Here is a 24,156-nt window from a genome sequence, read left to right on the forward strand (position 1 = left end):
ATGGCCGCCTTGAAGGTCAAAAAGCTCAGCAACGAACTCCAGTTATCCCTCCTGTAGTGGCACGCTGACTAGGTCAACCTAGTCAAATCAACCACTTACAGCATTTGGTGTCGAACTCGGGCGTCCACCTCATCTCCCACCCCCTGGTTCAGCACAAGCTCACGCTGATGCGTCAGAAGGACGCGAGCACCAACAGCTTTCGCCGCTTGCTCGATGAGCTGAGCACCCTGATGGCCTACGAGGTCACCCGCGACATGCCCTTGCAGCCGGTCGAGATCGACACCCCGCTGGAGACCACCACGGGCTACATGATTGACGGCAAGAAGCTGGTGCTGGTGTCCATCCTGCGTGCGGGCGACGGCTTGCTGGACGGGATGCTGCGGGTCGTGCCCAGCGCCCGTGTGGGGCACATTGGCTTGTACCGTGATCCGGTGACCCTGCACCCGGTGGAGTACTACTTCAAGATGCCATCCGAGGTGGCCGAGCGCGACGTGATCGTGGTCGACCCCATGCTGGCCACAGGGCATTCTGCGTCGGCTGCGGTGGCGCGCATCAAGAAGCTGCAGCCGCGTTCCATCAAGTTCATGTGCCTGTTGGCAGCGCCCGAGGGGCTCGCCGTGATGCAGGCCGAGCACCCTGATGTCGACATCTACACGGCCGCGGTGGACCGCTGTCTCAACGACCACGGCTACATCATGCCGGGCCTGGGAGACGCGGGGGATCGCATCTTCGGGACCAAGTAAGTCGCCGTCCGGCTGGCCACAAAAAAGGCTGCGCCCCGTGAAGGGCACAGCCTGTTTGCGCGCCTGAGGCGTCGGGGCCGTTACAGACCCAGCTTGGCCGCCACGTAGTCGGCGTCCTTGTCACCACGTCCCGACAGGTTGATCAGGATGTGCTGATCCTTCGGCAGGGTCGGGGCCACGCGGATGGCCCAAGCCACGGCGTGGGCGCTTTCCAGTGCGGGGATGATGCCTTCCACGCGCGACAGGGTCATGAAGGCGTTCAGGCACTCTTCATCGGTGGCGGTCTGGTAGTCCACGCGGCCGATGTCCTTCAGGTAGCTGTGCTGCGGGCCCACGCCGGGGTAGTCCAGACCCGAGGCGATCGAGTGCACGGCCGAGGGCGTGCCGTCTTCGTTTTCCAGCACATAGCAAGCCATGCCGTGGATCTCGCCAGGCTTGCCCTTGCTCAGGGTGGCCGAGTGGCGACCGGGCTTGTCCAGGCCTTCGCCCGAGGGCTCCACGCCCACCAGGTGCACGGCATCGTCGTTCAGGAAGGCCGTGAAGATGCCCATGGCGTTCGAGCCACCGCCCACGCAAGCGGCCACGTGGTCAGGCAGGCGACCGTGCTTGGCCTGGAACTGTTCGCGGGCTTCCTTGCCGATGATGGATTGGAAGTCGCGCACCATCTTGGGGAAGGGGTGCGGGCCCACGACCGAGCCAATGGCGTAGATGTAGTTGGTGGGGTCGTTCAGGTATTCCTCGAACGCGCTGTCCACGGCTTCCTTCAAGGTGGCGGCACCGCGGGTGACGGGCACCAGCTTGCAACCCAGGATTTTCATCTTGGTGACGTTGGGGTGCTCTTTTTCGATGTCGACCTGACCCATGTGGATTTCACAGGGGATGCCCACCAGGGCGCAGGCGGTGGCCAGGGCCACGCCGTGTTGGCCGGCACCGGTCTCAGCGATCACCTTGCTCTTGCCCATGAACTTGGCCAGCAGGGCTTCGCCCAGGCAGTGGTTGATCTTGTGGGCGCCGGTGTGGTTGAGGTCTTCGCGCTTGAGGTGGATTTGTGCGCCACCCAGTTGCTCCGACAGACGGCGAGCGTGGAAGATGGGGCTGGGGCGGCCGACGTAGTCCGCAAACAGCGAGGCCAGTTCTTGCTGGAAGTCGTCGCGCTGGCGAATTTCTTCGTAGGCGACGTTGATGTCGTCCATCGCTTTTTTCAGGTGCGGGGGCACCAACTGGCCACCGTAAGGACCGAAGTAGCCTTCGTCATTGGGCATGGGGGCAAAGCGGGAGGATGTGCTCATGTTCAATACGGTTTGGGTCAAAGAGGCAAGCATAGACGCTGATGCGCCTGGGTTCACTTGATGACAGTCAGGATTGCTCGGGTTCAGCGGCCTCGAAACGCCGACGGTGTCATGCCCGACCAGCGCTGAAACGCATGGATGAAGGCCGCAGATTCGGCGTAGCCCAGTTGCTGAGCGATGGCTTCGACCGACAGTGTGGTGTGTCGCAGCAGGTGTTGAGCCTTGGCATAGCGGGCTTCGGCCAGCAGGTCCCGAAAGCTGCGCCCGTCTTCGCTGAGCTGGCGGCGCAGGCTGCGCTCCGACAGGCCCAGGGATTTGGCCACCTCTTCCGCAGAGGGGTAACTGCCACTGAACAGGCCCAGGTGCGTGAGCACGCGTTCGGCCAGCGTGTCGTTGCTGGTCTGCTGGGCCACCAGTTGCTGGTCGCACATGGCGCGGTACATGGCGTGGGCGTTGGGATCGGCCGAAGGCAGGCGCAGTTGCAGGTGCTCGTTGCGCAGCCAGAAGCGCGCTTCGGTGTCGCCAAAGCGAACGGGGCAGCCGAAGTAGGCCTCGTAGTCTGCCGCTTCGGGGGGGCGAGGGTAAGGCATGTCGATGCGCTCGGCATGGATGTCCACCCCGAGTGACAGCTGCATGTCCCGAACCATCTTGTACGTGCCTGAGACCTCGCCATCCACGCGAAACCGGAAGGCCTGCCCGGTCATGGCCATGGGCGACAGCACCAGGCAACTCAGTTTGTCGCCGGGTTCGAAGCGCAGCGTGCCGTACAGGTAGGTGAGGCCTTGATAACGGATGCCCGCCTGAAAGGCTTCGTAGGCGGTGCTGCACGTCATCAACAGCATGACCAGCGGGCCATACCCGGCCAGCCCGTAAAAGCCCCCGAGCTTGAGCCCGACCAGGGGGTCTTTGACGTTTTCGGCCAGATCGGCATAGATGCGCAACTCGCGGGAGCGGTCAATGCGGGTGCTGGGATCCAGGCGGTTCAGGCTCAGGCCGTGGCGCGCGAGAACCGGTTCGGGGTCCTCGCCCATTTGCTGCAGGCCTTGCACCATGTAGATCAAGCCAAGGATGGATCGTGAGCTCATCGGACTATCAATTCCAGGGGGAGGGTTGACCCGTGTAAACGCCTGTTTTGGCCGGAAAGATCAATTTCTGGTCGAATCTAGCATGGTCTGGATCAAGTCTGAACCGCACCATCTCCTCACTACAGGAGACAAGGCATGACAGATTCCCACACCCCTTCGACCCACGTTCGTCACGTGGAAGTGGCCATCGCTGGCGCCGGCTTCGGTGGCTTGTGCATGGCCATCAAGCTGCAGGAAGCCGGCATCACCGATTACGTGATCCTGGAAAAGGGCAACGAAATGGGGGGCACCTGGCGCGACAACCACTACCCCGGGGCAGCCTGTGATGTGCAGTCGCACATGTATTCATATTCGTTTGCGACCAGTGCCAAGTGGACCAAGCGCTATGCGCCGTGGAACGAGATCCAGCAGTACATCCTGGATGTCACCAGGCAGTACAACGTGCGGCCCAAGGTGCGCTTCAACCAGGAGGTGGTGAGCGCCGTGTTCAACGATGGCACGGGCCGCTGGACGGTGAAGACGGCCGGTGGGGAAACCTACATCTGCCGTCACTGGATCTTGGCGTCGGGGCCTCTGCACGTGCCGGCCAAGCCGAACATCAAGGGACTGGATCAGTTCCAGGGCAAGGTCATGCACTCGGCCGAATGGGATCACCACTACGACCTGACGGGCAAGCGCGTGGCGTCGATCGGGACGGGTGGTTCAGCCATTCAGTACGTCCCCGAGATCGCGCCGCAGGTCAAGCAACTGCATGTGTTCCAGCGCACGGCGGCGTGGGTCATTCCGCGTGACGAGCGTCGCTACTCGGCCTTCAGCAAGTGGTTGTTCGAAGCGCTACCCGTGACCCGCACCCTGCACCGCTGGCGCTGCTACTGGACCAACGAGTCGCGCGTGTGGCCCATCTTCAACCCGAAGTTGGCGCGGGTGGGTGAGTTCTTCCTCAAGCAGTTCATTGCCTATCAGGTCAAGGACCCGGTGCTGCGCAAAAAGCTCACGCCGGACTACACCCTGGGCTGCAAGCGCATCCTGATTTCCAACAAGTGGTTCCCGACCTTCAACCGCGAGAACGTGGAGCTGGTGACCGATGACATCCGCGAGTTCACGCCCACGGGCATTGTCACGAAGGATGGCAAGGCGCGGGCGCTGGATTGCGTGATCCTGGGCACGGGCTTCGTGGTGGATCCGCGCATCTACATGAAGCAATTTGAGCTGCGTGGGCTGAACGGCCACACCATCCAGGAAGACTGGAAGGTGAGTCCCACGGCCTACCTGGGCATCACGGCATCGAACTATCCGAACATGTTCCAGTTGGTGGGGCCGCACACGGGCTTGGGTCACAACTCCATCATCTTCATGATCGAGGCGCAGGCCGACTACATCGTCAACTGCATCAAGCTGGTCAAGGACAAGGATGCCGACTACATCGACGTCAAGCCCGAAGCCATGACCCGCTTCCTGGGTGAAGTCACCGAGGCGCTGAAGGGCACGGTGTGGTCGTCAGGTTGCCGCAGCTGGTACCAGACCGCCGAGGGCATCAACTTTGCCATCTGGCCCAAGTCCACCTGGCGCTACTGGCTGGAGACCCGCAAGGTGAAAGAAGCTGATTACCGCTTCGTCAAGTGTGCGGGCCGTCTGGCAGGCGTGTCGCAGTCCGGCGGCGTGGGGAACGCGGCGCTGGGTGCCCAGGCCATGGCCCGCGTGGCGCAGCGCTGAGGTCGGCTTTGATGGCAGACTGATCGCTTCGTCGATCATCGCAGCCCCGCTCGTGATGAGTCGGGGCTGTTTGGTTTGGATGAGGGCGAAGGAATGAAGCGCATGGGGTCGCGTTGGGTGGCTGGGGGCATGCTGTGCAGCATGGCTTGGGCGCAGGCGTCGCAGGCAGGTGGGATGGACCCGGTCTTGCAGTGCACGGTGCGGTATGCCAGCGAGGTCTGGCACCTGTCGTCCCGCCCGACGGTCGACCCCTACCGTGTGCCCTTGACCGAGTTGGCCGAGCGCTTCGCCTTCAGGGCCGTGGTGGCCGGGACCCCGTCACACATCGATTACATCACACTGACGGTGTACGACCTGGAAGTCGATGGCGCACCGGTCATCCTCCAGACCGTTCGCCACTTGCCGCCCTTTGAGGTGCGCACCGAGGTGCCCGCGCTCACCGGATGGAACCATGTTTACTCCGCTCGCAAGGGCCGAGAGTTGGTCTATGGCTGTGCCTTGCAGCCAAAGGAGCAGCCATGAGTGAGCGTCATGCGCGTGGCCTGCGTGAAAGCCTGCGTGGCCTGATGTGGCTGGCGCTGTCGGTGGCCACGGCGGCGGGCGCACAGGCGCCGGCCAGCGCGCCGCTGCGGCCCCTGTGTCAACGCACGGCCGGTCCGGCCGTGCACCTGACCTTTGTGGGTGACTTGATGCTGGTCGATGGGCCGGGGCGCGTCCTGCGTCAGGGGCAGGATCCCTTTGCCGCAGTGGCGGCTCTGATGGATCAGGCCGATGTGCGCGTGGGCAATCTGGAGAGTCTCGTCGCCACCACCGGTCAGCCGGTGGGCAACAAGCTGCACACCTTTCGCGCGCCCCCTGCGGTGCTGCCGGTCTTGCAGCGGCACGTGGACGTGGTGACCGTGGCCAACAACCACTCCGGTGATTTCGGGCGCGGTGCGTTCGCCGAGATGTTGTCGCTGCTGGAGCGCGCCGGCTTGCCCTATTTCGGTGGCGGGCGAGATCTGCGGGCGGCGCACGAGCCCTACGTGGTCTCGTGCAAAGGCGTGAAGATTGCCTTGCTGGGCTACAACGAGTACTTCCCTCGCACCTTTGAGGCGGGACCCGACTGGGCTGGCGTGGCCTGGAGCGAGGACGAGCAGGTGGTCGCCGACATCCGCCGTGCGCGCACTGTGCATGGCGCCGACATCGTCATTCCCTTCATGCATTGGGGGCAGGAACACGAGCAGGAGGCGGATGTGCGCCAGCGGGCCTTGGCGCGGCTCATGGTGGACGCCGGTGCGGACATGGTGATCGGCTCCCACCCCCATGTTGTGCAGGACACCGAGGTCTATCGCGGCAAGCCCATCGTGTACAGCCTGGGCAACTTCATCTTTGATGGTTATGTGGAAGTGGCCAACCGCACGGGCTGGTTGCTCAATGTGGTGTTGAACCAGCAGGGCGTGCAACGCTGGGACATCGACGTGGTGCGCATGGACCGCGATGGTGTGCCGCACCCCACCGGGCGGCGCCTGCATCAGCCTCTGGGCGCCCCTCAACCTTGAGAGGGATCACATTTCAGTCATGTGTCACGGGTGAAAGCCACACTCGGCGCTGTTTGTCATGCACAAGTGTTCTGTAATGAGCACAATGGAAGCAGATACGCTTCGTAACGAGCGTCACAGTGGGTTCATCGTGAAACAAGACGGTATGCAGGAATCTACCCAAGGTGGTGTCGTGCTGCGTTCGCTGGACGAAGTCTGGCAGGCGGCCACCAGTGAGCATCAATTGGGTGCGCAATGTCGGCTGGGTGAAGCCTTGGTCCGTCATGGACTGAGTGAGCCCTCGCAGGTCGAGCGCGCCTTGTCGCAGCAAACCAAGGGACCACACAAGCCGCTGGGGCAGATCTTGCTCAACAACGGTGACTTGGTCGAGGCGGACTTGCAGATCGCGCTGGCCACCATGGCCGGCATGCCGGTGGTCGATTGCCTGGCCATTCAACCCCAGGATGATGCGTTGCGGCTCATCCCGATCAACACCGCGCAGCGCATGCGGGTGTTGCCACTGATGCGCAAGGGCAGCATCTTGCTGGTGGCCATGGCCGATCCTTGGCACCGAGGGGTGACCGACGAGCTCAGTTTCCTGACCAACTTGCGCCTGGTCCCCGTGATGGCCTTGCCTGGCACGCTTGGGCAGGCCACCTTGAACGCCTATGAAGGGCTGGATGGGCGCCTCAAGCAGGCTGGCAGCTCGGACGTGCATGAGTTGGCGGCTGTGCTGGAAGGCGAAGTCCCCGTGGCACGCCCCAGCGACGGACCCAGCGAGGTCATCACCGAGTCCAGCAGCACCCTGGTGCGCCTCGTCAACACGATGATCGAGGATGCGATCAAGCGCAATGCGTCCGACATCCACATCGAGGCCATGTCCCCGCACAGCAAGGTGTTCATCCGCTTTCGCATTGACGGGGCGCTGGTGCCTTACCTGGAGTTGCCGTCGCCGTATCGCGCGGCGCTGGTTGCGCGGCTCAAGATCATGTCCGATCTCGACATTGCCGAGCGCCGCAAGCCGCAAGACGGCAAGATCGATTTCTCGCGCTTTGGTGACCATGCCGTCGAGCTGCGCATCGTGACCGTGCCGACCACGCACGGCATTGAAGATGTGGTGCTGCGCTTGCTGTCCGGCGCCAAGCCGCTGCCCATCGAGCAAATCGGGCTCAATGAGCGCAACCTGCGCGCCATGAAGGAGATCATCGCCAAGCCCTACGGACTGGTTTTGATCTGTGGCCCCACCGGGTGCGGCAAGACCACCACCCTGCACTCCGTGCTGCGCGAACTCAATCAGGGCGACCGCAAGATCTGGACGGCCGAAGACCCCATTGAAATCAGCCAGCCCGGGCTGTGTCAGGTACAGGTCAACGCCCGCATCGGCTGGACGTTTGCTGCGGCCATGCGTACCTTCCTGCGCGCAGACCCGGACGTCATCATGATCGGTGAAATGCGTGATCAGGAAACGGCCAACATCGCCATCGAGGCCTCCTTGACGGGCCACTTGGTCTTTTCAACCTTGCACACCAACTCGGCGGCAGAAAGCATTGCCCGTTTGCTGGAAATTGGCCTGGATCCATTCAACTTTTCGGACTCCCTGCTCGCGGTGCTGGCGCAGCGTCTGGTGCGCAAAGTCTGCCCGCATTGTGGGCAGATGGGCGTGGCCACGCAGTCCGAACTGGACTGCATGCTGCACGACTACCTGCTGAGCGCCCGGGACAACACCGCCAATGGCCGCGACATGGTGCTCGCCGAATGGCGACGGCGCTATGGCGATGGTGACGGGCGAATCCACCTGCACCACCGTGGTCCGGGTTGCGAAGCCTGCAACCACCATGGCTACAAGGGCCGCATGGGCATCCACGAGCTCTTGGTGGTGGACGATGTCATTCGGCAGCAGATTCGCCACCGCGCTTCGGCCGCTGACATCCTGACCACGAGTCTGCAAGGGGGCATGCGGACCTTGCGGCAAGACGGCATCGACAAGGTGCTTCAGGGTTTAACCGACCTCAACGAAGTGATGGCCGCCAGCAACGCCTGATTTCAGGTGTTTGGGAGGCATTTTGCACGCTGATATCTGGTTTCACCGGACAGGCTGCGCGCAGAATGTGGGCATGAAGTCATCCACACTGCCCCTCAGTCTGTCTGTCGCGGTCGCGGCAGGTCTGTGGCCGTCCCTCGGGCAGGCGGTCGATTTGTCCGGCTTGCCCAGTTTGCGACTCAACGGCTTTGGGACGGTGGCGCTCAGCCATGTCGATGGGCCAGAGGGCTGGGGGCTGCGGCGTGATCTGGGCTATCGTGAAAACCAGGGTGGCAGTCAGTTACGCACGGATTCCCGGATCGGGGTGCAGGCCAACTACGAAATCACGCCACAGTGGCAAGCCACGGCTCAGGTGCTGGCGCGCGACCGCCTGCCCCAGGTCAAACCGTCAGACAGTGTCGAATGGGCTTTCCTCGCCTACCAACCCAATGATGCGGTGACCCTCCGTGCCGGGCGCATGGCACTGGACGTGTTCATGATGTCGGATCAGCGCAATGTGGGGTTTGCGTACCCGTGGGTGCGACCCAATCTGGAGTTCTACGGTGGCTTGCCCCTGTACGGCTTTGATGGCATGGATGCCGCTTACGAATGGTCTCGCGGTGATGCCCGCTGGCGGGTGAAAGCGGCATATGGAGACACCCACACGTGGACACCCATTCAACCCGGTGCCCCCGCGGTTGAGGCTCACTTGCACAACGGCATCAGCGCCGTCCTGTCCCGAGAAGAAGATGGGCTGACCGTGCGTGCCGCGGTGTCGGTCTCCAATATTGAGGTGAACTCCCCGGCGTCACTGACTCAGGTGGTGCAGGCCCTGCAAAGCGTGGAAAGCGTCGGCAGCCCAGAGGTGGCGCAGCAGGCCAACGCCTTGCTGACCCCCATGGCCAAATTGTCCGGCCGGGTGCATTTTGCAGAGTTGGGCGTGGTGTATGACCGTGGCCCCTGGTTGATTCAGGCCGAAGCGGCCCGCATCTTCAGCGATTTGTATAGCCTGAACGCCAAGGCCGCGTACCTGGCTGTGGGGCGTCGCATGGCCGACTACACGGTGTATGGCGTCTTGGGCTGGGTGCGCCCGGACAACAAGGCGGCTGAACGCCCTGACTGGTCGGCGCTCGGAGGGGCTGCAATGGCCTTGGGCGCCGAAGCGTCCAATGGGCTCAATTCCGGGCGTACCCGCGAGCGTTCCGTGTCCTTGGGCGTGAGGTGGGATTTCCATCCCCAGGCTGCGCTGAAGGTGCAGTGGGACTGGTATGACGTTGACGACAATGGCGCGGCCTTGTGGTCGGGCAGTGACGTCCGCGGCGGCCACCCTCAGGTGGGAACGGTGGCACTGGATTTCGTTTTCTGATGATGCGCAAACTGGTTCGCTTCCTGCAAATTGCGGCCATCCTGTGGACTTGGGGTTCGCAGGGCTTGGCGCATGCCGATGTGCACGTGCTGGTGAATGCAGCCAACCCCTTGGGCAACATTTCGCAAAAAGAGGCCACAGACCTGTTCATGGGACGCACGCGCGTCTATCCTGATGGCAGTGCGGTGGTGACCTTGGATTTGCCCCGTGACAGCACGGTGCGTGCGGCCTTTTATGAAAGCCTCACCGGGTTGACGCAGGCGCAAATCAACAGTTATTGGGCGCGGTTGATGTTCACCGGGCGTACCATGCCGCCTCAAACCATGAGCAGTGAGCAGGCGATGCTGGAGTATTTGCATCGTCATCCCGGCGCCATTGGCTACCTCGGGCGAGACCCAGGTGACCGCCAACTGCGCACGATTTTGATCCTCAAGGAAGGACGCTGAGTGGCGGTGCCCATCAAACGACTGCAGGTGCGCATCATGTTGGCCATGTTGGTCGGCGCCATGCTGTTCGCGGTCATGGCTGCCGTGCTGGGATACCGTACGGCCTACCAGCGCACCTTTGACGAGGGCACCGAGCAGGTCAATGGCTTGCTGGACGCCGTGGACAAGACCCTGGCCATTGGCGCCTACACAGGTGACAAGGTCCTGCTGCAGGATGTCATTGACGGCATGGCCCGCAATGAACTGGTGGCACGTGTCGATGTGCGTGATGCCCGCGGAACCTTGCTGGTCCGGCAATATGGTCACCGGGGGCCTGTCGAGGCCGTCGTCAACCATGCCGGGCAAATGACCACGCGCAAGCTGGCCGCGCCTTTCGACAAGAACGAATCCGTCGGGGACGTTCAGGTCTATGCCGATGTGGACAGCCTCCACCACGAGGCCCGCAAAGTGGCCAACAACCTGGCCTGGATGATGGGCGTGCAATCCACCGTGCTGGCCCTGCTGCTCTATGTGATGGTCTACAAGGTGGTGACCCGCCCCATTCAGCGTCTGGCCGATCAGTTGCGCAATTTGCCGCCTGGTACCTCGGCGCAGTTGCACGTGCCGCGTGGGCACCGCGATGATGAAATCGGGACCCTGGTCGAAAGCGCCAACGTTTTGCTGGCGTCCAACCACAGCGCTTTGCGCAACGAGCGCACCCTGCGCGCCGAAATCGAAAAGATGGAAGCGCAATACCGTCAGATCTTTGATGCCAGCAGCGCAGGGATCTTCGTGTTGGATCATGACGGGCGCCTGGTCAACTGCAACCCCACCGCACTCAGGATCCTGGGGGGTGACCCATCCGACGTGAACCGATTCAAAGCCGCAGACATCATTCACGATGTCTTTGCGCGCCCCGACCATGTTCTGAACCTCATCGATCAATCCTTGCGACTGGGGGGAACCGTCTCCGACGACCTCGAGTTGCTGGGGCCAGGGGACGCGTCTCGCTGGGTGCACTGCCTGATTTCGGTCCAGCATGCCGAGGGATGGCCTCAAAACCGCATTGCACAGGACGATTTCCACGTCGAGGGGGTGATGTATGACATCACCGATCGCAAGTCGGCCGAAGCCCAGGCCCGCCACTTGGCCGAGCACGATGCCTTGACCGGCGCGCGCAACCGGCGTGCCAGCGAAGACATGCTGGAGCGGCTGCTCATTGAGGCCAGCGCCGACAGCCAGCCCGTGAGCGTGCTCTTCCTTGATCTGGATGGCTTCAAACAGATCAACGATCAGCACGGCCACCATGCGGGTGACCAGGTGCTGGTGCAATGCGCGCAGCGTATGCGACTGTCCCTGCGGCGATCCAGTGATGTGGTCGGCCGCCTGGGGGGCGACGAGTTTGTCATCCTGCTCAAAGGTGTGGGGGCCACCGACCCCTTGCTGATTCAGTTGACGCACCAGTTGATGGAGTCGGTGTGTGCGCCGATCACACTGGACGGCGGGGTAACCGTTTCGGTGGGGGTCAGCGTGGGCATGGCTTGCTCACCGGAGCACGGCTTGACCGGCCGACAACTGCTGCTGGCTGCCGACGAGGCCATGTACGCCGTCAAACACACCGGCAAGAACGCCTTCGCCATGGCCATTCGCTGACACGGCGCGCAACCCTGCCCAGGCAGGGTGCGATACTGTCTTGCCATGCAATTCCCCCGAGTTTTTCTTCGTCAACACGGACGCTGGCTGTTGCTGGCCTCGCTCGTGGCACTGCTGTCAGGCACGGCATCGGCTGTGTTCCTGATGGCGCTGGACTGGGCTACACGCACCCGTGAGGCCCATCCCTGGCTGCTGGCAGGCTTGCCCTTGATGGGGATGGCCGTGGGCTGGGTGTATTGGCGTCTGGGGCGCTCGGTGGAGCGGGGCAACAACCTGCTCATCGATGAGATCCACGACCCCCAGCAAGTGGTGCCGCTGCGCATGGCCCCCCTGATCTTGCTCAGCACGGTCTTGTCTCACTTGTTTGGCGCCTCGGTGGGCCGCGAGGGCACGGCCGTCCAGATGGGGGGGGCCTTGGCCGATCAGCTGACGCACCTGGCCCGCTTGCGTGCCGATGACCGCAGCCTTTTGTTGATGACGGGCATCAGCGCGGGCTTTGCGTCGGTGTTTGGCACGCCTCTGGCCGGTGCTGTCTTCGCGCTCGAAGTGCTGGCCATCGGGCGCTTGAAATACGACGCGCTGTGGCCGTGCCTGCTGTCTGCGGTGCTGGCCGATCAGGTCTGTCGGGCCTGGGGCATTCAGCACGAGCACTATCTGGTCGATTCGGTGCCCGCTTGGTCTGCCGGTTGCCTGCTGGCCGTCGCCCTGGTGGGCATTGGTGCCGGCTGGGTTGGGCGAGGCTTTGCCGCCAGCGCCCACGCTTTGTCTGCGTTCATGACGCGCCAGTTCAGCTGGGCCCCCTGGCGCCCCTTGGTTGGTGGCACCGTGCTGGCGCTGCTGACCTGGGGCCTGGATGCGCACCGGTACGCTGGCTTGAGCCTGGCGGGCCTGAGCGAAGCCTTTGTGCAGCCTTTGCCGGGCTGGGACTGGTTGGCCAAGGCGGCGTTCACGGTCGGCGCCTTGGGCACCGGCTTCAAAGGCGGTGAGGTCACGCCGCTGTTTTACATCGGGGCCACGTTTGGCAACGCCTTGGCGCCCTGGCTGCACCAGCCCTTGGCCTGGATGGCGGCTTTGGGCATGGTGGCTGTTTTTGCCGGGGCGGCCAACACCCCCTTGGCCTGTACCCTGCTGGCGGTGGAACTGTTTGGTGCCGACGTGGCAGTCACGGCAGCGCTGGCCTGTGTGCTCAGCTACCTGGCATCCGGCCATGCCGGCATTTACAAGGCGCAGCGTGTCGAGCGCCGCAAGCACCGCTTGTTGCCGTGATAACCGTCCCCATTTGTGGGGTCGTGTGATTCGGCACTGTGAACAACACCATGCATTCAGACTTTCCGAACCCATTCCAAGCCGCCATCATCGACCTTGACGGCACCATGGTGGACACCTTGGGCGACTTTGTCGTGGTCTTGCACCACACCCTGGCCGACCTCGGCTGTCACCCGGTGGAGATCGCGCGCGTGGACCGCGCTTTTGTCGAGTTGACCGTGGGCAAGGGCACCGAAGACCTGCTGCGCCGCACCATCGCGCATGCCTGGGGCCTGCCAGATGATGACCGCGAGGTGCTCGATGCCGTGCCCGAAGCCTGGCATCACTACCAGGGCCATTACGTTCGCCTCAATGGCCAGCATGCCGAGGTCTATCCGGGTGTTCGAGAGGGCCTGGCGCAACTCTGCGCCATGGGGGTTCCGCTCGCGTGCCTGACGAACAAGCCAACGGCCTTTGCCGAACAACTGTTGTCGGTTAAAGGGCTGCGTGAGCATTTCCGCCATGTGTTTGGCGGGGATGCGTTCGAGCGCAAAAAGCCCGACCCACTGCCTTTGCTCAAAACGTGTGAGGCCCTGGGCGTCTCACCGTCGCACACGGTGATGGTGGGGGACTCCAGCAACGATGCCCAAGCCGCCACGGCCGCCGGTTGCGGCATCCTGTTGGTGCGCTACGGCTACAACCACGGCCATCCGATTGACGCGGTGCCGGCGCTGACCCATGTGGATCGGCTGGACCAGGCTCCTTGGGGGGCGCTGTTCACTCCAGTGCGCTGAGCACAGGCTGCGCCTTGCTGTCGAGCAAGGCGTTTTTCAGATCCATGGTGTTGGGCTTGTCACCCAGCCAGACCCGCAGCACGGCCGGGAAAAAGGCCGGGTCCTTGATCGGGGCGCCCATGGCCTGACCATTGACGGCGATCACTGTGCCGCGTTGGGGGGCATCGTCCAGCGTCACCACATCGTGAGGCGCCAGGCGAGGCATCCGGCCAAACTGCTCACCCATGGCGCGAATGGCCGGGATCAGTCGGAAGAACTGCTCACGTGAACTGTTGGCTTCAATGCCGTTGGTGATCGCCTTGCCCAGCTCATCGACCCGCATGCCCTGCAACATCACGAAGCGCAGTTGCTTGGGGCCTGCCATGCCCAGCACGGTGCTCGCCTGTTGGCTCTTGTTGGGGACATACAGGCCCACGGTATAGAGCTTGGCCAGTGCCCGAAAGGCCACGCCGGTGCCGTTGAGGTGCAGGGGGCGACTGTCGACGGTGATCGTCGGCTCGTAGGTGACCCCGAACATCTCGGCCGATTGCGACCAGGCCTGCCCCGTGCTCGCCAGCATGAGCACAGCCAGCCCAAGGCCGTGCCAAGGGGCACACGTCCATCTTGTTCCAGTGTGCTGCATTCCAGTCATTCATCAATCGTTCAACGATAAAGGTGTGCGATTGTTGCGTCTGTGAGGGTGGGCGCCAAACGGGTTTGCCCTGTCCATGCCGGTTTGCACGTCATTTCTCCCCTCACATTGGTGCCTGCTACACTGATTTCATGTTCATCTCTCGCAAACAAACCAAAGGTCCGCACGACCGGGGAGCCTGGCCCTGGCGTCGCTGCGTCACGACCTGCTGAGTGGAGCCGCCCATATCGGGGCCGGTCATCGCTGTTTGTTTGCCTGTTTCCCCTGGTTCGCCGTGCGGGAAACCTTAGATCGAGATCACATCCATGCTGACTGAAAACGAATTCAACGCCTTGGCCGCCGAAGGCCATAACCGCATTCCCCTGGTCGCCCAGGCTTTGGCTGACCTCGACACCCCGCTGTCGCTCTACCTCAAACTCACGCAGGGCAATCCGCTGAGTTTCCTGCTGGAGTCCGTCGTGGGTGGGGAGCGCTTTGGTCGCTACTCCTTTGTGGGCCTGCCCGCGCGCACCCTGGTGCGCGCCACGGGGCATCACGTCGAAGTGGTGACCGACGGCCAGGTGGTGGAAACCTTTGCTGGCAACCCGCTCGACTTCATCGCGGCCTACCAGCAGCGTTTCAAGGTGGCGGTGCCCCAGGGCCTGCCGCGCTTTTGTGGCGGCTTGGCGGGCTACTTCGGGTACGACACGGTGCGGCTGATCGAGCCCCGTCTGGCGCAGCGCCCTGACACGCCTGGCATCGGCACGCCCGACATCCTGCTGCTGCAGTGTGAAGAACTGGCGGTCATCGACAACCTGGCTGACCGCCTCTTCCTGATCGTCTACGCCGACCCCTCGCAGCCTGGTGCATACGCCAAGGCGCAAGCCCGTCTGGCCGAGCTGCAAGCACGCCTGCACACCGTGGTGCCCGTCCCGCCGGTGACGCCGACCGAATCCTTCCCCGTCGAGCGCCATTTCGCCAAAGACGACTACGAAGCGGCCGTGCGCAAGTGCAAGGAATACATCGCGGCTGGTGACTGCATGCAGGTCGTCATCGGCCAGCGTTTGCAAAAGCGCTTCACCGCGTCGCCGCTCACGCTGTACCGCGCACTGCGTTCGCTGAACCCCAGCCCCTACATGTACTACTACGACATGGGCGATCACCATGTCGTGGGCTCCAGCCCTGAAATCCTGGTGCGCCAGGAGCACAACAAGGACGGTAGCCAGACGGTCACCATCCGCCCGATCGCGGGCACCCGTCCCCGCGGCGCCACGCCCGACCTGGACCTGGCCAACGAAAAAGAACTGCTGGCCGACCCCAAGGAGCGTGCCGAGCACGTCATGCTCATTGACTTGGCCCGCAACGACATCGGCCGCATCGCCAAAACCGGCACGGTCAAGGTCACCGAGGCCTTTGGCATCGAGCGTTACTCGCACGTCATGCACATTGTCAGCAACGTCGAGGGCATCCTCAAAGACGGCATGACCGGGCTGGACGTGCTGCGCGCCAGCTTCCCTGCTGGCACGCTGAGCGGTGCACCCAAGATCCGCGCGATGGAAATCATTGACGAACTGGAGCCCGTGCAGCGCGGGGTCTACGGCGGGGCGGTGGGCTACCTCAGCTTTGCTGGCGACATGGACGTGGCGATTGCCATCCGTACCGGTGTGGTCAAGAACCAGACCTTGTACGTGGCTGCGGGGGCAGGTGTCGTGGCCGACTCGGTGCCCGAGCTGGAATGGAAAGAAACCGAGGCCAAGGCGCGTGCGGTGATCCGTGCCGCCGAGATGGTCGAGCAAGGTTTGTGAGGCAGATTGCCGCGAATGACGTCTGAAAATGAGGGGGGGAGGGAATCTCCCCCCCGAAACATGACGTGAGATTGCGATAAGTTACAGGGCTTGTCCCATTCGCTGAGTCGAGCGTTTTCCATCGTGCAGTACACCTTCGCAATCTACATGGCTGTGACCCTGATCACGGGCGCAGCTTTGCTGATGGTGTGGCGTCAGGACCGCTCGCAGTCGTTCACGGCGCAGTTGGGGCTCTCGCATCTCATCTGGACGGGCTACCCGGTCGCCTATTTGGCGACGCACAGCACCAACCCGCTGGTGCATGGTGTGGGGGTCTTCGGTCTGTCGATTGTCCCGTCCCTGTGTTTGACCTTGATGGTGGCCGGCATCGGTTCGTTGTCACGACGGCAGGTGGCCCGCCCCATTCTGGTTGCCATGACGGTGACCCTGACGATCACGCACGTCGTGGTGATCTCCCATGACATGGGGCTGATGCAGGGCGTTTCGGCCTCCATCAACATCGCCATCAGCCTGATGCTGGCCAACTGGCTGTGGCGCATGGGCGTCGGAGAACGCATCACGGCCGGTCTATTGATTCTGGCCGGGTTGAACCAGTTCAACTTTGTGCTGCAGCCCACCGACCAGGGGGCCATGCTGCAAACGGTGTTCGCCACCGTGTTGCGACTCATGCTGGCGCTGGCGTTGATGTACGCCGCCATCAACCGCACCGCAGACGGGGTGCGCCGCATGCGTGACCGCTTCTTCTTGTTGACTGAGCGCGCGCACCAGGGGGTGGCGGTCATCATCGATCAGCAATGCGTGTACAGCAACCCGGCCTTCATGAGTGCGTACCGTGTCGACAAGGTGGTGGATGCGCCTGCGCCGCTGTCCGAAGCCTGGCTGGACCGCACCTCGACGTACGCTGAGCGGGTGTACGTGCGCAAGTTGCTGACGCAGTTGCGCAATGGATCTCTGGCTCAGGCGGAGTGGGAGGGCGAGCGTCGCGCACTCGACGGTCAGCCGCTTTATCTCCGTTTCAAAGCCTGGCCTGTCGAATGGGATGGTCAGCCCGCCATCCAAATCGTCATGTCTGACGAAACCGCGCAGCACGAGTCCGCGCGCGCCCTGCTCTGGCAAGCCACCCACGATGAGTTGACCGGGCTGCCCAATCGCAGCGCCCTGCTGCAACGTCTGAGAGAGGGCATCGCCGACTCGCGTACCACCAGCCTCGCCCTCGTGCTGCTGGACGTTGACCGCTTCAAATTTTTCAACGACGCCCACGGTCACACGGTGGGTGACGAAGTCTTGCAGTCGCTTGCCACCCGTTTGCAGCGAGGTCTGGAGGACACCGTCGAGGTCATGCGCCTGGGTGAAGACGAATTTGCCCTGCTGTTGCGCGGTCCGGATGCCGAAAACGATGCTCGTCGCCTGACCGATGCGGTCAAGCAGTTGTTGGCCGAGCCGTTGCGCTTGACCGCGCACGAGTTCTTCCTCGATGTCTCCATGGGCGTGGCGGTGTACCCCCAGGCCGCCTCGTCGCCGGAGCCGCTGCTGCAGGCTGCCAATGCGGCCATGCACGCGGCCAAACGCCTGCCGGGCACCTCGGTCAGTTGGGCTTCCGAGCAGCAGACCCAACATCTGGCATCGTCGTTCCGTGCCGAGCAGGCCCTGCGTGCGGGCTTGCACCACGAAGAGTTCACGTTGATGTACCAGCCCAAGGTCGCAGCCAACACCGGCGCCTTGCTGGGTTTTGAAGCCCTGGTTCGCTGGGACCGACCCGGCATCGGGCGCATCAGCCCCATGGACTTCATTCCTGCGGCCGAGCGCAATGGCTTGATCGTCCCGCTGGGTGAACTCATCATCACGCAGGCCTGCCGACAAATTGCCAACTGGCGCGTGCAGGGCTTCAACGCCGTGCCAGTCGCCGTCAACGTGTCACCGCTGCAATTGCTGGATGTGCAATTCCCGGTCATGGTCATGAAGACCCTCAAGGAATTCGACATTCCACCGCAGTGCCTGAGCCTGGAGATCACCGAAACGGCCGCGGTCGCCCACATGGACCAGGCCTGCGAGCAAATCACCCAACTGCGCCAATACGGGATTGACGTGGCGCTGGATGACTTCGGCACGGGGTTCTCTTCGCTCAACATGCTGCGCAGCTTGCCGCTGCGTACCGTCAAGATCGACCGCAGCCTCATCGACCCCATGCCCCATGTGGATGCCATCGCGGTGGTCAAGGCCATTTGCGATCTGGCCGCCGTGCTGCAACTCAAGGTGGTGGCAGAAGGCGTGGAGACAGAGGATCATGCGCGTGCCGCCCTGCAGGCCGGATGCGACGCCCTTCAGGGCTACCTCTTCGCCAAGCCCCTTGAAGTGGATGAAGCCACACGCTGGCTGGGTGAGCGCTACTGACCCCGCGATGGCCGGTGTGTCCATGTAGAATGACTCGCATGCAGCAACCCTCGGACCTCTTTCGACTGAATGCACGTTGGTGGCGGTGACGCCAGCCACAACTGCTTGACCCTGCGCCCGCGGCTCCCCACCGCACTTTGCGCCTCACACAGGGTCCTCCGAGGGGGACAAACAGAGGGATGGTGCAAGCCCATTCCATGAATCACATCCCGATACAGGATAGTGCCCATGCTGCTCATGATCGATAACTACGACAGTTTCACCTTCAACCTGGTGCAGTACTTCTGCGAACTGGGGGAAGAGGTCAAGGTCGTTCGCAATGACGAAGTCACCCTCGACGAGATCGCCGCCTTCAAAGCCGATCGACTCGTGCTTTCGCCCGGCCCCTGCTCCCCCGACGAGGCCGGCGTCTGTGTCCCGGCACTGCGCCGCTTTGCGGGTCAGTTGCCCATCCTGGGCGTCTGTCTGGGGCACCAGAGCATCGGTGCCGCCATGGGGGGCAAGGTCATCCGTGCCAAAGAGCAAATGCACGGCAAGACCAGCGTGATCACCACCGACCAGAAGGGCGTGTACGCGGGCCTGCCCAAGCAGTTCACCGTGATCCGTTACCACTCGCTGGCCATTGAGCGGGCCACGCTGCCCGCGTGCCTGGAAGTCACCTCGTGGACCGATGACGGCGAGATCATGGGCGTGCGTCACACCGGCCCTCAGACGGATCCGAACTTTGCCCCGCTCGAAGGCGTGCAATTTCACCCCGAATCCATCCTGAGCGAACACGGCCATGCCATGCTGGCCAACTTCCTGAAGATGTAAAGGATCGTCCGATGAGCCAGATCACCGATCAGCAGGCCCTGCAGCGCGTCATCGAGCATCGCGAAATCTTCCACGACGAAATGCTGGGCTTGATGCGCCGCATCATGCGTGGCGAGATGTCGCCTGTCGTCATGGCCGCGCTCATCACCGGCTTGCGTGTCAAAAAGGAAACCGTCGGAGAGATCTCTGCTGCGGCCCAAGTGATGCGCGAATTCGCTACCCCGGTGGTGGTGGCAGACCGGGCGCATCTGGTCGACTTGTGTGGCACGGGTGGCGATGGCGCGCACACGTTCAACATCTCCACCACCGCCATGTTTGTGGCGGCGGCCGCAGGCGCTCGCATTGCCAAGCACGGTGGCCGCAGCGTGTCGTCGTCCACCGGCAGTGCCGATGCCCTCGAAGCCCTGGGCGCCAACATCAACCTGACCGGCGACCAAGTGGCGCGTTGTCTGGATGAGTCAGGTGTGGGCTTCATGTTCGCCCCCAACTTCCACGGGGCAATGAAGCACGCTGCGCCCATCCGCAAAGAGCTTGGCGTGCGCACGCTGTTCAACATCCTCGGCCCCCTGACCAACCCGGCTGGCGCACCCAATCAGCTGATGGGCGTCTTCCATGCTGACCTGGTGGGCATCATGGCGCGTGTGCTCCAGCGCCTGGGCTCGGAGCATGTCTTGGTGGTGCATGGCCGCGATGGCTTGGACGAAATCACCCTGAGCGGCGAAACCTTGGTGGCCGAACTCAAAGACGGGACGGTACGCGAATACGTCATTCATCCGTCTCAATTCGGCATGGCGGAACACGATGGCACGGCACTCAAGGCCGGCAATCGTGAGGACTCCATGGCCATCATGCGCGCGGTGCTGCAAAACCAAGAGGGTCCGGCACGTGACATCGTCCTGCTCAACGCTGGTGCGGCCATCTATGCCGCCAATGTGGCGGACAGCCTGGCCGATGGCGTGGCGCGTGCACGCGAGGCCCTGGCGAGCGGACGTGCGGCGCAGGCACTGGCGCGCTTTGTTGAAACCACACAGTCGTTCCCCACGATCACGCTGGGCTGAGCCCGCTACCGAACACACCATGTCTGACATTCTTCAAAAAATCGTCGCCGTCAAACACCAGGAAGTGGCTGCTGCGCTCGCCTCGGTTTCTTTGGCTGACATTCGCGCTCAGGCTGAAGCGCGCAACCGCGACCTGGCCGATGTGCGTGACTTCGTCGGCGCGGTGCGCAGCAAGATCGCTGCGGGCCAGGCGGCGGTCATTGCCGAGGTCAAGAAGGCCAGCCCCAGCAAGGGCGTGTTGCGTGAGGATTTCCGTCCCGCAGAGATCGCGGCCACGTATGCCGCACATGGTGCGGCTTGCCTGAGCGTCCTGACCGATCGTCAGTTCTTCCAGGGCGAGCCCTTGTTCCTCCAGCAGGCCCGGGCCGCATGCGCCTTGCCGGTCCTGCGCAAGGACTTCATGGTGGACGCCTACCAGGTCTACGAAGCGCGCGCGATGGGGGCCGACTGCATCTTGCTGATTGCCGCCTGTCTGGACGATGCGCAGATGCGCGATCTGGAAGCCCTGGCGCACGAATTGGGCATGGCCGTGCTGGTCGAGGTCCATGACGGCGCAGAACTGGATCGTGCACTGCGCTTGAAGACGCCCTTGGTGGGCATCAACAACCGCAACCTGCGCACCTTTGAGGTCACCCTCGACACGACGATCGGGCTCCTGCCCAAGGTGCCGTCCGACCGCATTTTGGTCACCGAGTCTGGCATTCTGGGCGCGGCCGATGTGGCCCGCATGCGTGCGGCCGACGTGCATGCCTTCCTCGTTGGGGAAGCCTTCATGCGTCAGCCCGACCCCGGCGTGGCGCTGGCCACACTGTTTGCCTGATCGGAGACAGCAGGTGGGGCGCGGCACCAGCCAAGCGGGACTCTTTGACGCAGAGGCGGCCCGCAACCAGGGCTTGTCTGAGACCCTGCATGCCCTGTTTGACGACGTGCCCGCTGACTGGCGGCCACAGACCGATGCGTTTCGCGCCAGCCCCGAGGGCCTCGCGTTGATTCAGCGTGTCGACCAGCGTGTGCGCGAAGGGGGCGTGGTATACCCCGCGGACGTCTTTGCCGCCTTGCGCGCCACGCACCGTGCCGATGTGCGCGTCGTGATCCTGGGGCAAGACCCCTACCATGGCCCCGGCCAGGCGCACGGCTTGGCGTTTTCCGTGCAGCCTGGCGTGCCCATTCCGCCCAGCCTGCGCAACATCCGCAAAGAATTGCAGCGCGATTTGGGCCTGCCTTCACCCGATCATGGTTGCTTGCAGCAATGGGCGAATCGAGGGGTCCTGCTTCTCAACACGGTGTTGACGGTAGAGGCCGCGCAGGCGGCGAGCCATGCCGGCTGGGGCTGGGAGCACCTGACCGATCGCCTGATCGCATCCGTCGCCGAGCGTGACACCCCGGTCGTCTTCATGCTCTGGGGGGCGCATGCGCAAAAAAAGCGCGCGTTGATCGAGGCTGCGCGTGCGCGCAGCGGTGCACCGTCGTCGACGCTCGTGATTCTGGAGAGCAATCATCCTTCGCCGCTCTCCGCAACGCGCGGGCCGGTCCCCTTCATTGGATGCGGGCACTTTGGGCTGGCGCAGGACTTCTGGCGCACGCATGGTCACGATCTGGACTGGTCCCTGACCTAGTCGGGTAAGCGCAGCGAGCCACGTTCCACTTGCGCACATCGTGGAAAATCAGGCGCCTGCCTCATGGTTTTCTGAAAGGTTTCTTGCATGCGTTTGGCGCTGTTGTCGCCCTTGCCTCCCGACTCTTCTGCGCTGGCTGCTTACGCCGCGCAGTACAAGCGTGCGCTCAACCAGGTGGAAATCGATGTGTTGACCCCGTTAACGGGTCAGCGCCCCATCACCAGTCTGGCTGCGGCCCGCGCTTGGGTGGCCGAGCGTGACTGGCGTCGGATCGACGTGGTGCATGCCGAACTCACCCCTGGCAGTCAAAGTGAGTTTTGGGTGCTGGCGGCACTGTCTCGCCTGGCCGATCGCCCCGCGCTCTCCGTGACCCTCCACGAGCCCGACAAACTGGCGTGGCGGCCACTGCATCAGCCGTGGTTGGCCCTGTCTCAATGGTCGTGGTTGCCTGCCCCGCTGCGATCGTTCGCGTGCTGGCTCGCGTCACCTTTGACATTGTTGGCCGAGCGCCGTCTGGCCCGTCGCATCGAGGGCTTCGTGGTGCACACGAAGTGCGCCGCCGAGCGCGTGATCAAGCGACTCAAGGTGCCGCCTGAGCGTGTCAACGTTATCGCCCCGGGCTTGTCTGCGGCGGGTTTCCGTCCGTCCCCGCCGGGCAACCTGATCAAGGTGCTGTGCGTGGCGGGCGTCGGGCAGCGTGCCAAGTCGCTGGAATTGGTGCTGCAGGCGTGGCAGCGCGCCCGGGATGCCAGTCCCCCCGTGGTGGATCGCCTTCGCATGACGTTTGTCGGGATGACCCCCTCCGGGCTGATGCAGTCCGGCTTGGATGATCCCTTGCTCGCCGTTCGCCACGCCGCCGCCAAGCGCGGCCTGGAAGAGCAGATCCAGTGGGTGGTGGACCCCGATCCTCGCGATGTGACGCCTCTGATGGCCGAGCACCATGTGATGGTGTTGCCGGGCGCGTCCGTGGGGACGCACGCGCAAGTCGCGCATGCAGAAGCGCTGGTGCGGCATCAGGATGCCGTGCAGTTGGCTTTGGCCAACTCCCGCCCCATGATCGTCCTGGATCAGGCAGGGCTGGCCGAATCCGTGGAGGCCGGAAACGGCGTCAGCTATCAGGACAACGACCCCGATGCCCTGGCTCAGGTGCTGACGCGTTTGGCAGGGGAAGACAGTCCACTCGATCAATGGTTTGCCCAGGCGCAAGCCGTGCTTCAAGATCGCCACTGGTCTCGCCAGGCGTTGAAGCATCTGGCGTATTTCCAGCAAGTGCGCGGCCGCGCACCGGTTGCCGCGCGCGAGGCCTGAGCGGCATTTTTCGTGGTGATTGCAACACGTTGCTGAAAAGCGTCATCATCAAAAATGACACATCGCTTGCCAAGATCGAGAAAACGATGTTAAAGTCTTGGTCTTCCCTGGAGGGGTGCCCGAGTGGCTAAAGGGGGCAGACTGTAAATCTGTTGGCTTACGCCTACGCTGGTTCGAATCCAGCCTCCTCCACCAGGGAAACCTAATTCTGGAATCGCTCCCGAGCGGGAGTAGTTCAATGGTAGAACCTTAGCCTTCCAAGCTAATGACGCGGGTTCGATTCCCGTCTCCCGCTCCAAGGTCACGGTTCTGTCAATTTAGGCGTGGTAAAGTAGCGGTCTTCGCAGATGCGGAGGTTGCAGTGTCAGTCGGCACAGGTTTGAGTTTGTTCAAGCCTAAACCTGTGTCGATGCCCATGTGGCTCAGTGGTAGAGCACTCCCTTGGTAAGGGAGAGGTCGGCAGTTCGATCCTGCCCATGGGCACCACACCTCCTCATCCCTTTCCTTCAGCCCAGTCCCGATTCGCTAGGAGCGAGAAAAATGGCAAAAGAGAAGTTCGAGCGGACCAAGCCGCACGTGAACGTCGGTACCATCGGTCACGTTGACCACGGCAAGACCACTCTGACGGCTGCGATCACGACCGTTCTGGCCAAGAAGTTCGGCGGTTCCGCCAAGGCTTACGACCAGATCGACGCTGCTCCT

The 24,156-nt window shown here is 63.0% G+C and carries 21 protein-coding genes and 3 tRNA genes; 21 read left to right on the forward strand and 3 right to left on the reverse strand.

The genetic code is table 11. From position 1 onward, the window contains the following. Window positions 1–107: 107 nt before the first annotated feature. Window positions 108–743, forward strand: coding sequence for a uracil phosphoribosyltransferase (gene upp / locus ACMV18_RS03645; RefSeq protein WP_420816715.1), 636 nt, complete (start codon window positions 108–110; stop codon window positions 741–743). A gap of 80 nt (window positions 744–823) precedes the next feature. On the opposite strand, the gene trpB is transcribed toward upp, so the two are convergent. Together trpB and ACMV18_RS03655 are read right to left on the reverse strand one after the other, a co-directional pair. Continuing rightward, the gene (gene trpB / locus ACMV18_RS03650) at window positions 824–2,032 is read right to left on the reverse strand and encodes a tryptophan synthase subunit beta (protein WP_374258348.1); all 1,209 of its coding nucleotides are present in this window, start codon (window positions 2,030–2,032) and stop codon (window positions 824–826) included. Between the two features lie 83 nt (window positions 2,033–2,115). Then, on the reverse strand, window positions 2,116–3,117 hold the full coding sequence (locus ACMV18_RS03655) for an AraC family transcriptional regulator (RefSeq protein ID WP_420816716.1): 1,002 nt from the start codon (window positions 3,115–3,117) through the stop codon (window positions 2,116–2,118). Between the two features lie 135 nt (window positions 3,118–3,252). Here ACMV18_RS03655 and ACMV18_RS03660 point away from each other — a divergent pair, with 135 nt between their 5' ends. From ACMV18_RS03660 to ACMV18_RS03700, 9 genes are all read left to right on the forward strand, one after another. Further along, entirely contained in the window at window positions 3,253–4,830 is a 1,578-nt protein-coding gene (locus ACMV18_RS03660; protein ID WP_420816717.1) for a flavin-containing monooxygenase, read from the forward strand. Window positions 4,831–4,932: 102 nt separating this feature from the next. After that, window positions 4,933–5,352: a hypothetical protein gene (locus tag ACMV18_RS03665; RefSeq protein WP_420816718.1), complete on the forward strand. Its 420-nt coding sequence runs from the start codon at window positions 4,933–4,935 to the stop codon at window positions 5,350–5,352. Then, window positions 5,349–6,371 carry a CapA family protein gene (locus ACMV18_RS03670; protein WP_420816719.1) on the forward strand — a complete coding sequence of 341 codons (1,023 nt, stop codon included), beginning with the start codon at window positions 5,349–5,351 and terminating at the stop codon, window positions 6,369–6,371. The genes ACMV18_RS03665 and ACMV18_RS03670 overlap by 4 nt, the downstream gene beginning before the upstream one ends. Before the next feature lie 85 nt (window positions 6,372–6,456). Beyond that, window positions 6,457–8,391: a GspE/PulE family protein gene (locus ACMV18_RS03675; protein ID WP_420816720.1), complete on the forward strand. Its 1,935-nt coding sequence runs from the start codon at window positions 6,457–6,459 to the stop codon at window positions 8,389–8,391. A 73-nt stretch (window positions 8,392–8,464) separates the two neighbouring features. After that, window positions 8,465–9,736: a hypothetical protein gene (locus tag ACMV18_RS03680; protein ID WP_420816721.1), complete on the forward strand. Its 1,272-nt coding sequence runs from the start codon at window positions 8,465–8,467 to the stop codon at window positions 9,734–9,736. Then, window positions 9,736–10,182 carry a hypothetical protein gene (locus ACMV18_RS03685; RefSeq protein ID WP_420816722.1) on the forward strand — a complete coding sequence of 149 codons (447 nt, stop codon included), beginning with the start codon at window positions 9,736–9,738 and terminating at the stop codon, window positions 10,180–10,182. The genes ACMV18_RS03680 and ACMV18_RS03685 overlap by 1 nt, the downstream gene beginning before the upstream one ends. 6 nt (window positions 10,183–10,188) lie before the next feature. Further along, window positions 10,189–11,814: a diguanylate cyclase gene (locus tag ACMV18_RS03690; protein WP_420816723.1), complete on the forward strand. Its 1,626-nt coding sequence runs from the start codon at window positions 10,189–10,191 to the stop codon at window positions 11,812–11,814. Window positions 11,815–11,859: 45 nt separating this feature from the next. Beyond that, the gene (locus tag ACMV18_RS03695) at window positions 11,860–13,080 is read left to right on the forward strand and encodes a voltage-gated chloride channel family protein (RefSeq protein WP_420816724.1); all 1,221 of its coding nucleotides are present in this window, start codon (window positions 11,860–11,862) and stop codon (window positions 13,078–13,080) included. Window positions 13,081–13,130: 50 nt separating this feature from the next. After that, window positions 13,131–13,853 (forward strand): HAD-IA family hydrolase, encoded by a 723-nt coding sequence (locus tag ACMV18_RS03700; RefSeq protein ID WP_420816725.1) that lies wholly within the window; start codon window positions 13,131–13,133, stop codon window positions 13,851–13,853. On the opposite strand, the gene ACMV18_RS03705 is transcribed toward ACMV18_RS03700, so the two are convergent. Then, window positions 13,837–14,412, reverse strand: a complete 576-nt coding sequence (locus ACMV18_RS03705; protein WP_374258366.1) for a chalcone isomerase family protein — start codon at window positions 14,410–14,412, stop codon at window positions 13,837–13,839. The two genes, ACMV18_RS03700 and ACMV18_RS03705, sit on opposite strands and share 17 nt — an antisense overlap. 377 nt (window positions 14,413–14,789) lie before the next feature. On the opposite strand from ACMV18_RS03705, the gene trpE reads away from it, so the two are divergent. The 11 genes from trpE to ACMV18_RS03760 form a co-directional block, all read left to right on the forward strand. Next, window positions 14,790–16,268 carry an anthranilate synthase component I gene (trpE, locus tag ACMV18_RS03710; protein ID WP_420816726.1) on the forward strand — a complete coding sequence of 493 codons (1,479 nt, stop codon included), beginning with the start codon at window positions 14,790–14,792 and terminating at the stop codon, window positions 16,266–16,268. Window positions 16,269–16,358: 90 nt separating this feature from the next. Further along, on the forward strand, window positions 16,359–18,659 hold the full coding sequence (locus tag ACMV18_RS03715) for a putative bifunctional diguanylate cyclase/phosphodiesterase (protein WP_420816727.1): 2,301 nt from the start codon (window positions 16,359–16,361) through the stop codon (window positions 18,657–18,659). A 228-nt stretch (window positions 18,660–18,887) separates the two neighbouring features. Further along, on the forward strand, window positions 18,888–19,472 hold the full coding sequence (locus ACMV18_RS03720; protein WP_374258371.1) for an anthranilate synthase component II: 585 nt from the start codon (window positions 18,888–18,890) through the stop codon (window positions 19,470–19,472). Between the two features lie 11 nt (window positions 19,473–19,483). Beyond that, window positions 19,484–20,530, forward strand: a complete 1,047-nt coding sequence (gene trpD / locus ACMV18_RS03725; protein ID WP_420816728.1) for an anthranilate phosphoribosyltransferase — start codon at window positions 19,484–19,486, stop codon at window positions 20,528–20,530. A 19-nt stretch (window positions 20,531–20,549) separates the two neighbouring features. Continuing rightward, window positions 20,550–21,350, forward strand: coding sequence for an indole-3-glycerol phosphate synthase TrpC (trpC, locus tag ACMV18_RS03730; RefSeq protein ID WP_420816729.1), 801 nt, complete (start codon window positions 20,550–20,552; stop codon window positions 21,348–21,350). A gap of 13 nt (window positions 21,351–21,363) precedes the next feature. Beyond that, on the forward strand, window positions 21,364–22,146 hold the full coding sequence (locus ACMV18_RS03735) for a uracil-DNA glycosylase (protein WP_420816730.1): 783 nt from the start codon (window positions 21,364–21,366) through the stop codon (window positions 22,144–22,146). 87 nt (window positions 22,147–22,233) lie between these two features. After that, on the forward strand, window positions 22,234–23,454 hold the full coding sequence (locus ACMV18_RS03740; RefSeq protein WP_420816731.1) for a glycosyltransferase: 1,221 nt from the start codon (window positions 22,234–22,236) through the stop codon (window positions 23,452–23,454). Between the two features lie 109 nt (window positions 23,455–23,563). Next, window positions 23,564–23,649, forward strand: a tRNA-Tyr gene (locus ACMV18_RS03745). Window positions 23,650–23,678: 29 nt separating this feature from the next. Beyond that, window positions 23,679–23,752: transfer RNA gene (locus tag ACMV18_RS03750), tRNA-Gly, on the forward strand. A gap of 113 nt (window positions 23,753–23,865) precedes the next feature. Continuing rightward, window positions 23,866–23,940, forward strand: a tRNA-Thr gene (locus tag ACMV18_RS03755). Between the two features lie 54 nt (window positions 23,941–23,994). Next, window positions 23,995–24,156, forward strand: a 162-nt coding sequence (locus ACMV18_RS03760; protein WP_420816732.1) for a GTP-binding protein, incomplete at its 3' end; no start/stop codon positions are given.

The organism is Aquabacterium sp., from assembly GCF_048860245.1.
GTDB lineage: Bacteria > Pseudomonadota > Gammaproteobacteria > Burkholderiales > Burkholderiaceae_C > Aquabacterium.

What these genes read in the sequence shown, in the direction of transcription:
- trpB (WP_374258348.1), bottom strand. Translation starts at nt 2,032, where the DNA reads ATGAGCACATCCTCCCGCTTTGCCCCCATGCCCAATGACGAAGGCTAC.
- ACMV18_RS03655 (WP_420816716.1), bottom strand. Translation starts at nt 3,117, where the DNA reads ATGAGCTCACGATCCATCCTTGGCTTGATCTACATGGTGCAAGGCCTG.
- ACMV18_RS03660 (WP_420816717.1), top strand. Translation starts at nt 3,253, where the DNA reads ATGACAGATTCCCACACCCCTTCGACCCACGTTCGTCACGTGGAAGTG.
- ACMV18_RS03665 (WP_420816718.1), top strand. Translation starts at nt 4,933, where the DNA reads ATGGGGTCGCGTTGGGTGGCTGGGGGCATGCTGTGCAGCATGGCTTGG.
- ACMV18_RS03670 (WP_420816719.1), top strand. Translation starts at nt 5,349, where the DNA reads ATGAGTGAGCGTCATGCGCGTGGCCTGCGTGAAAGCCTGCGTGGCCTG.
- ACMV18_RS03675 (WP_420816720.1), top strand. Translation starts at nt 6,457, where the DNA reads ATGGAAGCAGATACGCTTCGTAACGAGCGTCACAGTGGGTTCATCGTG.
- ACMV18_RS03680 (WP_420816721.1), top strand. Translation starts at nt 8,465, where the DNA reads ATGAAGTCATCCACACTGCCCCTCAGTCTGTCTGTCGCGGTCGCGGCA.
- ACMV18_RS03685 (WP_420816722.1), top strand. Translation starts at nt 9,736, where the DNA reads ATGATGCGCAAACTGGTTCGCTTCCTGCAAATTGCGGCCATCCTGTGG.
- ACMV18_RS03695 (WP_420816724.1), top strand. Translation starts at nt 11,860, where the DNA reads ATGCAATTCCCCCGAGTTTTTCTTCGTCAACACGGACGCTGGCTGTTG.
- ACMV18_RS03700 (WP_420816725.1), top strand. Translation starts at nt 13,131, where the DNA reads ATGCATTCAGACTTTCCGAACCCATTCCAAGCCGCCATCATCGACCTT.
- ACMV18_RS03705 (WP_374258366.1), bottom strand. Translation starts at nt 14,412, where the DNA reads ATGCTGGCGAGCACGGGGCAGGCCTGGTCGCAATCGGCCGAGATGTTC.
- trpE (WP_420816726.1), top strand. Translation starts at nt 14,790, where the DNA reads ATGCTGACTGAAAACGAATTCAACGCCTTGGCCGCCGAAGGCCATAAC.
- ACMV18_RS03720 (WP_374258371.1), top strand. Translation starts at nt 18,888, where the DNA reads ATGCTGCTCATGATCGATAACTACGACAGTTTCACCTTCAACCTGGTG.
- trpD (WP_420816728.1), top strand. Translation starts at nt 19,484, where the DNA reads ATGAGCCAGATCACCGATCAGCAGGCCCTGCAGCGCGTCATCGAGCAT.
- trpC (WP_420816729.1), top strand. Translation starts at nt 20,550, where the DNA reads ATGTCTGACATTCTTCAAAAAATCGTCGCCGTCAAACACCAGGAAGTG.
- ACMV18_RS03740 (WP_420816731.1), top strand. Translation starts at nt 22,234, where the DNA reads ATGCGTTTGGCGCTGTTGTCGCCCTTGCCTCCCGACTCTTCTGCGCTG.